This is a genomic window from Sphingomonas sp. OTU376, from assembly GCF_038440415.1.
Taxonomy (GTDB): domain Bacteria; phylum Pseudomonadota; class Alphaproteobacteria; order Sphingomonadales; family Sphingomonadaceae; genus Sphingomonas; species Sphingomonas kyeonggiensis_A.
In genome coordinates this window covers 112,596-122,496 of record NZ_JASATQ010000007.1, presented here as the reverse complement: position 1 = coordinate 122,496, position 9,901 = coordinate 112,596, and the positions used below count along the sequence as shown (strand labels likewise).

Genomic DNA, 9,901 nt, shown 5'->3' with positions numbered 1-9,901 from the left:
CATATCGCGCTCGCCACCGGCGGGTGGGGCGAGCGCCTCGGCGGTGAGCTTCGCGGCCGTCTCGGGATCGAGGCTGTCGCGATAGATGTAGCTGCGCGGATCGGTCGGGATGCTCATCCGGGGAATATAGGTCGCTTCGGCGAAGAGTCACGTCGGCGAGAGTGCAACATAGTGCGCCCCTTAGGTTCCCCGGCGACGGCCGGGGCCCAGTCTCGACGCCAATCGAGAGCACGGTCCGCCCTCACAACGCGCATTGCAGCTGGGCCCCGGCCTTCGCCGGGGAACAGCTGAAACAACAATGCGCCGGATTTGTGCTTAGACGCTCGCGCCAGCCGGGTGATCGGGAAGCTGGCTCTGGTCGGCGCCGTCGGCCGGGCCGCCGATCAGCACGAAGCGGCGATCGCAATAGCCGCAATCGACATAGCCATGCTCGTCGATCTGGAGGAACACGCGCGGATGGCCAAGGGCGGCGGGCAGGCCGGGGCCGGTGCCGTCACAGGCGACGCGGGCGGAAGCGGTGCGGATAAGCTCGGGCAGGTGCGCGGTCATGCCGCGCCTATAACGCCGCGCATCGCCGCTCGCAACGCACAGCATGACCCGGCGGGATGACAGCGTGGTGGCTTATCCCCTATAGGCACCCCCGCGTCGAGAAACGGAAGAGGTATGTCCCCTACCCTGGAGATCGTCGCGCCCGCGCCCCGCGAGGCGGCGCAGCTTACCATCGTGCTCTGGGCCGCCGCCCTGTCGGTGATCGTGCCGGGCATCGCGGTTTCCGGCCAGATGGCGGGCCTGGGCGAATGGATCACGCTGATCTGGGGCACGCTGGCGGCGATCCTGCTCGCATCGCTGATCTATCTCGCGCTGCGCTGGGCGAGCGGCCGGCCCTTGTGGATCGCGCTGCCGCTGGGCCTCGCCGCCTTGCTGGTCACCGCGCTGCTCCAGATGGCGGCCGATTTCGGCGGCCAGTTCTTCGTCCATGCCTTCATGGACACGCGCGTGCCCGATCATTCGCCGCAATCGCTGCTGCTGGTGACGGTGATCTATTTCCTGATCGACGGCTGCACCGCCGCGCTGTTCGTGATCCTGGGCACGGTGCGCCGTATCCGGCTGCGCGAGCAGGAGCTCGCCGCCGCCCGCGTCGCCGGGCTGGAAAGCGAGCTCAACCTGCTGCGCCTGCAGCTCAACCCGCATTTCCTGTGCAACTCGCTCAACGCCATCTCCAGCCTGATCCTCACCGAGCGTATCGGCGAGGCGAACCAGATGGTGGAAGGGCTGAGCGGCTTCCTGCGCGCGACGATGGACCTCGATACCGGCATGGTACCGCTGGCCGACGAGCTGGAGACGGTGGAACGCTATCTGGAGCTGGAGGGCGCGCGCTTCGGCAGCCGGCTCCAGGTGTCGATCGCCGCCGAGCCGGGGATGCTGGGCCAGCAGGTGCCGAGCTTCCTGCTCCAGCCGCTGGTCGAGAATGCGATCAAGCACGGCGTGGAAGCCACCGCTGGCGATTCGACGCTCGACATCGCGGCGCGGCGCGAGGGCGATGCGCTGCTGCTGATCGTGGAGAATCGCGGCGCCGGCCCCCGGCGCCCCCCTTCCCGCCCCGGCCATGGCATCGGCCTGGCCAACACCAGGGCGCGGCTGGGCATGCTCTATGGCGCCGCCGCCCGGCTGGACGGGGCGCCGATCGAGCAGGGCTATCGCGCGACGATCCGGCTGCCGCTGGCCGAGGCAAACGCAGCGGTCCACGCCGCCTGACCTTTGCCGCGGGCGCGCAAGCGTCTATGCGGCGGGCATGACTCAGGCGGCCATTGCGATCGACTCTCTCTGCAAGACCTATCAGGGCGGCAAGCGCGCGCTCGACGGCGTGACCTTCGACGTGCCGCGCGGGCAGATCTTCGGATTGCTCGGCCCCAATGGTGCGGGCAAGTCGACGCTGATCAACATCCTGGCGGGGCTGGTCAACAAGACCGGCGGCAACGTGTCGATCTGGGGCTTCGACATCGATGCGCACCCGCGCAACGCCAAGGCGAGCATCGGCATCGTCAACCAGGAGATCATCTTCGATCCCTTCTTCACGCCGAAGGAGACGCTGGAGATCCAGGCCGGGCTCTACGGTGTGCCCCGGGACAAGTTCGACGCGATGGCGCTGCTGCGCGCCGTCCACCTCGAGGACAAGGCCGACGCCTATTCGCGCACGCTCTCGGGCGGGATGAAGCGCCGGCTGATGGTCGCCAAGGCGATGGTGCATTCGCCGCCCGTGCTCGTCCTCGACGAACCGACCGCCGGTGTCGACGTCGAGCTTCGCCAGCAGCTCTGGGCCTATGTCCGCGAGCTCAACCAGCGCGGCGTGACGGTGGTGCTGACCACCCATTATCTCGAGGAAGCCGAGCAGCTGTGCGACCGGATCGCGATCATCAACCACGGCAAGCTGATCGCCAACAAGCCGACCCGCGAGCTGGTGGGCATGGCGCAGGAAAAGGTGGTCGAAGTCACCGTCGACCGCGACGTGGCGACGGTGCCGGACAATGCCTGTTTCCAGAAGGTGGAGATGAAGGGCGAGCGCACCCTGGTCATCACCTACCGCAAGGACCAGGCGAATGCCGGCGAAGTGCTGGGCGCGGTGCAGGGCGCGGGTCTCGGCATCGTCGATGTCTCGACGCGTGAGGCGGACCTGGAGGACGTGTTCCTGAACCTGACCCGGGCGGCGAACGGCTGACGCCGCCTTCGTGCGCGAGGCCCGTTGCAGGGCCTCTGCCCGGCAACGGGCCAGTCCGCCCGCCTCCCGCGCCTTGCCGCGGCAGCCATATGCCGAAAGCGGCGTCCCGCCCCGGCATGCCGATGGTCAATTACTTCCCGCCGCCGGGAATCCGGTCAAGACTCCACCTCAGCAAGACCAGAAGAACGCTACCCAAGAACCACTTATAACTAAAACTACCAAGCGCGACTGCAATAGAAACACAAATAGTCATTTGAACACCTCGCATAATACATAAGCAATTCCTTTGCTTATTTTTGGAAAACAGCAGAAGCATTCTGCCTAAGCTGCTTCCGCATAATACACCCTCCACAGCAGACGATTCCATATCTATTTTCGAGTTGCTCAATCCGGCGATACGCGGCCGGATGCAGGGAGCCGGGCTGGGCATCGTCGACGCCTGGATGCGGGAGGCGTATCTGACGGGTTCCTGAACCTGACCCGGGCGGCGAATGGGTGAGGCTTCGCCCCTGTTCCCCGGCGAACGCCGGGGCCCAGGCTCACAAGCGGGAAGGCAGAGAAACCCTGTTCCCCTGCGAACGCCGAGGAGCCGGATTGCTTCTAACCGGCAATCCGCACGTCCCATTTCCGGAACTCGATCAGCCAGTCCGAGGCGCGGGACAGCCACATTTCCGAGCCCAGTTCCATCAGCATACCGGCATGCAGGTCGAAGCCGGCACGGCTGATCTCGATGATCGGGGCGAGGCCGTTGCCGGGGATGACCCAGAGCAAGTCGTCGGGGCCGATCCGCGCGGCGAGCGCGGCGCGGGCGAAATCGGGGCGCTCGTGCTCGAATATGGTTTCGTGAATGTGCGGGATCGCGCTCCAGTCGAGATGGAACATACCGGCGGGAACGAAGTCGCCGCGCCAGTCCGGCCGGTCCTCGTCGTCGCGGTAGCGCAGGCGGAAGGGGGTGCCGGCGGCGGCGAGCTTCTCGTCATCGCCCCACAGGGCGGCGCGCTGTTCCTCGCGGCTGATCCGCCCGCGCATCGCCTCGCGCCGGGCGGCGATCTCGCGGCGCTTCGCCTCGTCCATCAGCGGCGCCGGTACCGGGCGAGGAAGGCCCACATCGCGTCATTGTCCGCCGCCCAGACATGGCCGGCGCCACGCGTGATCCGGCCGGCGACTTCGGTGCCGGCGCGGCAGTTCGCATAGCGGACCTCGTAGAGCTTGTCGGTCAGGTCGCGCTGGACCGGGCCGGTGCGGCAGAGGTCGAGATCGGCCCAGCGGCGCAGCGCCGTCGCCATCGTATATTGCCAATAGCCGGCACCACCGCCCTGGATCGGATTGGTGCCGTCGGCATCGCCGGCAAAGGCGATCACCGGCATCGGCCGGGACGGCTGGCAGGTGGCGGGATCGGGGACGCGCTTGTCGCTCGCCAGCGGATTGCCGGCGCGCAGGCCGACCACCGGGGCGATCGCGGCGAAGCGCGCGGCGGCGACGCAGCCGAGCCAGCTGGTCATCCGGCCGCCGCCCGACAGGCCGGTGGCATAGACGCGGCTGGTATCGATGCAGCGATTGGCGGCGAGCCAGTCGATCGCCTTGCCGAGAAAGGCGACGTCATCGGCATCGCCCGGGCCGGGGATCCTGCCCGAGACGGTGGGGACGCCGGGAATGTTCCAGACATAGCCCTTTTCCAGCGGGATGCCGGCATCGGGGGCGAGGACGATGAAGCCGTGCGCGTCGGCCGCGGTGGCGAGCTTCGAATTCTCCAGCATCGCGGCACCCGTGCCGCCGCTGCCATGGAGCAGCAGGACGAGCGGCGCCGGACGGGCGCGGGAGAAGTTGGTGGGGAGATGGAGCATCGCGGCGCGGCCGGTATCGCCGATGCGCAGCTGCACCGTCTGGCCGACGGCACCGAGCGTGCAGCCCTTGGCGGCCGCGGGGGCCGCGCCGAAGGCGGCCAGGGCGGCCATGACTAAACCCAGGCTTTGGCGGCGCATGTCTCTCTCCCGTTGCAGCACCCCTGCCTAACGCCTAGTCCGGGCAGGAACCAGCGGAAGAGACATGTCGGACGATCCCCATAGCAGCGACGTTCTTGTGATCGGATCGGGTGCGGCGGGGCTCACCGCCGCGCTCAACCTGGCCCAGCGTTTCAAGGTTACCGTGCTCGCCAAGGGCGGGTTCGCCGAGGGCTCGACCGCCTGGGCGCAGGGCGGGATCGCCGCGGTGCTCGAGCCCGGCGACACGTTCGAGAGCCATATCGAAGACACGATGATCGCCGGCGCGGGGCTGAACGACCGCGCCACGGTGGAGATGGTGGTCGAGAACGCACCGGCGGCGATCCGTCGGCTGGCCGAGCTGGGGGTGCCGTTCAACACCGAGGGCGGCGCGCTGCATCTGACTCGCGAGGGCGGGCACAGCCATCGCCGCATCGTCCATGTCGACGACGCCACCGGCCTGGCGGTGCAGACGGCGCTCCTGAAGGCGGCGCAGGCCCATCCGAACATTACCCTGGTGCCCGACCAGGTGGTGATCGACCTGGCGACCAGCCGGCATGAGGAGCGCTATTCGGGCGCGGGCAATGTCTGGGGCGTCTATGCCTTCAACCGGGCAACGAACCGCGTGGAGCTGTTCACCGCGCGGGCGACCGTGCTGGCGACCGGCGGCGCGGGGCGGACCTATCTGTTCTCGACCGCGCCGAGGGGCGCGACCGGGGACGGCATCGCCATGGCGTGGCGCGCGGGCTGCCGCATCTCGAACATGGAGATGATGCAGTTCCACCCGACCTGCCTCTACAATCTCGAGGTCAAGAACTTCCTGATCACCGAGGCGGTGCGCGGCGAGGGCGGGCGGCTGCTGCTGCCCCCCGATGCCGGCGAGGAAGCGGGCAAGCGCTTCATGCCGGAGTTCGATCCCAGAGCCGAGCTGGCGCCGCGCGACATCGTGGCGCGGGCGATCGACCATGAGATCAAGCGGCTCGGCCTCGACTATGTCCATCTCGACATCAGCCATATGGGCGCCGAGTTCGTGAAGCATCACTTCCCGACGATCCATGCCCGGCTGCTCGACCTCGACATCGACATGACCCGCGAGCCGATCCCGGTCGTCCCCGCCCAGCATTATACGTGCGGCGGCGTGATGGTGGACCGCGACGGGCGCACCGACCTGCCCAATCTCTATGCGGCGGGCGAAGTCACCCAGTCCGGGCTGCACGGCGCCAATCGCCTGGCGTCGAACTCGCTGCTGGAATGCTTCGTGTTCGGCGAGGCGGTGGCCCGCCACATCACCGCGCACTGGGACGCGCTGCACCCGGTGCCGGCGATCCGGCCCTGGGACGAGAGCCGGGTCACCGATTCCGACGAGGAAGTGGTGATCAAGCAGAACTGGACCGAGATCCGGCGCTTCATGTGGAACTATGTCGGCATCGTGCGCACCACCAAGCGGCTCGAGCGCGCGGCGCACCGGATCAAGATGCTGCGCGAGGAAGTGGCGGACTATTACGGCCATTTCCGGGTGACGCCCGACCTGATCGAGCTGCGCAACCTGCTGGAAAGCGCCGACCTGATCGTGCGCTCGGCGCTCCACCGCAAGGAGAGCCGCGGGCTGCACTACAACCTCGACTATCCCGAGACGCTGCCGCAGGCGGTCGACACGGTGCTGGTGCCCTGAGCGGCAAAAGGATCTTCTGGGGGGCGATCGCGCTGGCGGCGCTGCTGCGTGCCGTGGCTTCAATCCCCTTCATGGTCGGCTGGTTCGACGAGATCTGGCAATATCTCGAGCCCGCCTGGCATCTGGTCGCCGGGCCCTGGGTGCAGACCTGGGACTATCGCGCCGGCCTGCGCAGCTGGCTGATCCCCGAGCTGCTGAGCGTGCCGATGGAGTTGGGGCATGCGGTCTCGCCGGATACGACCTTGCACCTGCTGCTCGTGCGGCTGACGCTGGCGGGGCTATCGCTGGTGATCGTCGGTGCCGCTGTCGCGCTGGGGCTCAAACTGTCGCGGCTGCACGGCATTGTCGCGGGGTTCGTCGCGGCGACCTGGTTCGAGCTGGTGTTCTTCGCCCCGCGCGCGCTTTCGGAGCCGATCGGGCTGGCGCTGCTGATGGGCGCGGTCTGGCTGCTGCTCGCGCGGGACCGGCCGAGACCTCGCCAGTTCGCCCTTGCCGGGCTGCTGATGGGGCTCTGCTTCGTCGCGCGCATCCAATACGCCCCCGCCCTGCTGACCCTGGCGATCCTGACCGCGCGGAAGGACTGGAAGAGTGCCTGGCTGCCGATGATCGCGGGTGGGTGCGGCGCGCTGGCGGTGGATGCCCTCGCCAATCTCGCCATGGGCGCGGTGCCCTTCCGCTGGATGATCGAGGCGGCGCGGATCAATATCGTCGAGGGACGCGCCAAAGTGTATGGCGTCATGCCGGTCACCGGCTACCTGCAGCTGATCGCCTGGTATTGGTATCTGGCGATGGCGCCGATCCTGCTGCTCGCCTGGGTCGGGGCGAAGCGCTACCCGGCGCTGCTGTGGATCGCGCTGGTCCATCTCGGTTTCCACTCGCTGATCGGCCACAAGGAATATCGCTTCGTGCTGGCGAGCACCGCGCTGCTGGTGATCCTGGCGGCGATCGGCAGCGCCGACCTGTTGCGCCGCGTGCCCCGCCGCCGGCTGGCGCTGGCCACCGCCGGCACGCTCTTGCTGTGGGGCGGGACCTCGGCGGCGCTGGCCATGGGGCATTTCCGGCCGAACTGGACGATGGAAGCCGATCTCGCCGCCGCGCTGGAGCGCGCTGGCCGGCCGCCCGCGACCTGCGGCCTCGCGCTCTATCGCCCGCGCGACACGGTCGCCGGCGCCTATGCGCTGTATCGGCGCGATACCCCGATCTATGTGATCGGGACGCCGGCGGAAGCCCGGCGGCGCGCCGATGCATTCGACGTAGTGGTTGCACCGCGTACGCATGTCGCCGAGCTGCCCCGCCAATATCGCCTCGAAAGCTGTGCCGCGCCGGGCATCACCGATGCGCCGGGCTGCGTCGCGCGGCGCATCGGCAGCTGCACGCCGGATCCGGCCGCGACCAGTCTCAACGCCTGGCTCGCCGCCGGCGGCAATTGAAACCTCAGGATTTTCCCTGCGTTCTGGCCAAAAAGCGCATCCGGTTTCCGCGATGTTCACGCTTCACCGCTACAAGACTGGCATTCGTCGCAACCCGGGATAGCGCGGCCTTTCGCGATACGCACATCCGCTACATGATTCCACAAGGGTAAAGGGTCGGGTAAAAGTGTTTAAGTTCGAGGACTTCTCGAGATTTCAACGGGCAGTGACGATCGCGGGCCTTGGCCCGGCGATGTTGGTCGGCTGCACGGTGCACGGGGATCCCTCGCTCGCGACCTTCGCGCCCGCCAGCTACGGCGTGAGCCTGGCCTTCCCCTGGGAAGGCAGCGCCAAGCCGACCGCAGCCACCTGGAAGCCGAGCAGGCCCGCACCGCAGGGGCTGGTCAGCGCGATCGACGGCATCACCCGCAATTTCGACGGCCTGGTCGGCGTGGCGGTGACCAATGTGCGGGACGGCTGGATCGTCACCTCGAACGACGCCGCGCGGCCGATGCCGCAGCAGAGCGTGTCGAAGCTCTGGGTCACCATGACGGTGCTCGACCAGATCGACCAGGGCAAGATCCGCCTCGAAGACCCGATCACCATCACCAAGGCCGACTTCACCCTGTTCCACCAGCCGATCGCCGCGCTGGTCAAGGGCGACCAGGGCTATACCACCACGGTCGGCGAGATCGTGCGCCGCGCGATGCAGATGAGCGACAACACCTGCAACGACAAGCTGCTCCGGCTGGTCGGCGGGCCGGACGCCATCCGCGCCTTCCTGGCGCGCAAGGGCATCACCGGCGTGCGCTTCGGCCCCGGCGAGCGCCTGCTCCAGGCAGGCACTGCCGGGCTGGAGTGGAAGCAGGAATATTCGATGGGCAACGCCTTCATGGTCGCCCGCTCGCGCCTGTCGCCGGCAGTCCGGCTCGCGGCCTACGAATCCTATGTGAAGAATCCGCCCGATGGCGCGGCGGCTGCCGGCATCTCGGTGGCACTCGCCCGGCTGAAGCGCGGCGAACTGCTGTCGCCGGCCTCGACCGCCTGGCTGATCCGGACGATGGATGGCGCCAAGACCGGGCGCTACCGCGTGCATGGCGCGGTGCCTGCCGGCTGGGTCTATGGCCACAAGACCGGGACCGGCCAGGACCTTGGTTCGCGCACCGCGGGCTTCAACGATGTCGGCATCCTCACCGCGCCGGACGGCACTTCCTATGCGCTGGCGGTGATGATCGGCGACACTCGCCGCCCGATCCGCGAGCGCCAGATGCTGATGCAGCAGGTGGCGCAGGCGATCGTCGCGCATCATGGCAGCACGCCGCCGGTGCAGGACACTGCCGATCCGGCATGGAAGGCCTTCACCAGCGGCAAGTAAGTTCGGGCGCAAGCGGCGGAAGGCGCGCGGGGCTGCAACCCGCTAGCCCGGCGCCATGCTTGACCGTTTCGACTGGACCGCGATCGCCGCATCGCTCGACACACAGGGCTGGGCCGTGCTGCCCGGCCTGCTCTCTCCCGCCGAATGCGCCGGAACCGCCGCGCTCTATGATGCGGAAGCCGGCTTCCGCAGCCGGGTGGTGATGGCGCGGCACGGCTTTGGCCGCGGCGAATATCGCTATCTCTCCTATCCGCTGCCGGACATCGTCGCGCAGCTGCGGACCGGGCTCTATCCGCCGCTCGCCGCGATCGCCAATCTCTGGAACCACCGGATGGGAATCGAGCAGCGTTTCCCGCCGGCGCATGGAGATTTTCTCGCGCGCTGCCACGAAGCGGGGCAGCGCCGCCCTACCCCGTTGCTGCTTCGCTATGGTCCGGGCGATTACAACTGCCTGCACCAGGACCTGTATGGCGAACATGTTTTCCCGCTCCAGCTCGCGGTGCTGTTCTCCGCGCCGGGTGAAGACTTTACCGGCGGCGAGTTCGTGCTGACCGAGCAACGCCCGCGCATGCAATCGCGTGTCTCTGTGGTGCCGCTACGCCAGGGCGATGCGGTGGTCTTCGCGGTCAACCAGCGCCCAGTGCGCGGCAGCCGGGGCGATTACCGCGTGGCGATGCGTCATGGCGTCAGCGAAATCCGCGTCGGGCGTCGGCATGTACTCGGGGTGATATTCCATGATTCGGTGTAATC

9 protein-coding genes are annotated in these 9,901 nt (G+C 68.0%); 6 read left to right on the top strand and 3 right to left on the bottom strand.

The window, feature by feature from the left end; translation table 11 throughout:
- Positions 1-315 precede the first annotated feature (315 nt).
- Positions 316-549: a zinc-finger domain-containing protein gene (locus AAHM44_RS05260; RefSeq protein WP_269573278.1), complete on the bottom strand. Its 234-nt coding sequence runs from the start codon at positions 547-549 to the stop codon at positions 316-318.
- Between the two features lie 114 nt (positions 550-663).
- Here AAHM44_RS05260 and AAHM44_RS05255 point away from each other — a divergent pair, with 114 nt between their 5' ends.
- Both AAHM44_RS05255 and AAHM44_RS05250 read left to right on the top strand, forming a co-directional pair.
- Positions 664-1,755, top strand: coding sequence for a sensor histidine kinase (locus AAHM44_RS05255; protein WP_269573279.1), 1,092 nt, complete (start codon positions 664-666; stop codon positions 1,753-1,755).
- Positions 1,756-1,792: 37 nt separating this feature from the next.
- A complete protein-coding gene (locus tag AAHM44_RS05250) occupies positions 1,793-2,716 on the top strand; it encodes an ABC transporter ATP-binding protein (RefSeq protein ID WP_342249280.1) in 924 nt (307 codons plus the stop codon).
- 600 nt (positions 2,717-3,316) lie between these two features.
- Here AAHM44_RS05250 and AAHM44_RS05245 read toward each other — a convergent pair.
- The gene (locus tag AAHM44_RS05245; RefSeq protein ID WP_342249279.1) at positions 3,317-3,790 is read right to left on the bottom strand and encodes a hypothetical protein; all 474 of its coding nucleotides are present in this window, start codon (positions 3,788-3,790) and stop codon (positions 3,317-3,319) included.
- Positions 3,790-4,698 (bottom strand): alpha/beta hydrolase family esterase, encoded by a 909-nt coding sequence (locus tag AAHM44_RS05240; protein WP_342249278.1) that lies wholly within the window; start codon positions 4,696-4,698, stop codon positions 3,790-3,792. The genes AAHM44_RS05245 and AAHM44_RS05240 overlap by 1 nt, the downstream gene beginning before the upstream one ends.
- A 64-nt stretch (positions 4,699-4,762) precedes the next feature.
- Between AAHM44_RS05240 and nadB the strand changes: the two genes are divergently transcribed.
- The 4 genes from nadB to AAHM44_RS05220 all read left to right on the top strand — a co-directional run bounded on the left by nadB (position 4,763) and on the right by AAHM44_RS05220 (position 9,899).
- Positions 4,763-6,367: an L-aspartate oxidase gene (nadB, locus tag AAHM44_RS05235; protein ID WP_269573283.1), complete on the top strand. Its 1,605-nt coding sequence runs from the start codon at positions 4,763-4,765 to the stop codon at positions 6,365-6,367.
- Between the two features lie 53 nt (positions 6,368-6,420).
- Positions 6,421-7,797: a hypothetical protein gene (locus AAHM44_RS05230; protein ID WP_342249277.1), complete on the top strand. Its 1,377-nt coding sequence runs from the start codon at positions 6,421-6,423 to the stop codon at positions 7,795-7,797.
- Positions 7,798-8,029: 232 nt separating this feature from the next.
- Positions 8,030-9,151: a serine hydrolase gene (locus AAHM44_RS05225; protein ID WP_446745958.1), complete on the top strand. Its 1,122-nt coding sequence runs from the start codon at positions 8,030-8,032 to the stop codon at positions 9,149-9,151.
- 55 nt (positions 9,152-9,206) lie between these two features.
- On the top strand, positions 9,207-9,899 hold the full coding sequence (locus AAHM44_RS05220) for a 2OG-Fe(II) oxygenase (RefSeq protein ID WP_342249275.1): 693 nt from the start codon (positions 9,207-9,209) through the stop codon (positions 9,897-9,899).
- Positions 9,900-9,901 lie beyond the last annotated feature (2 nt).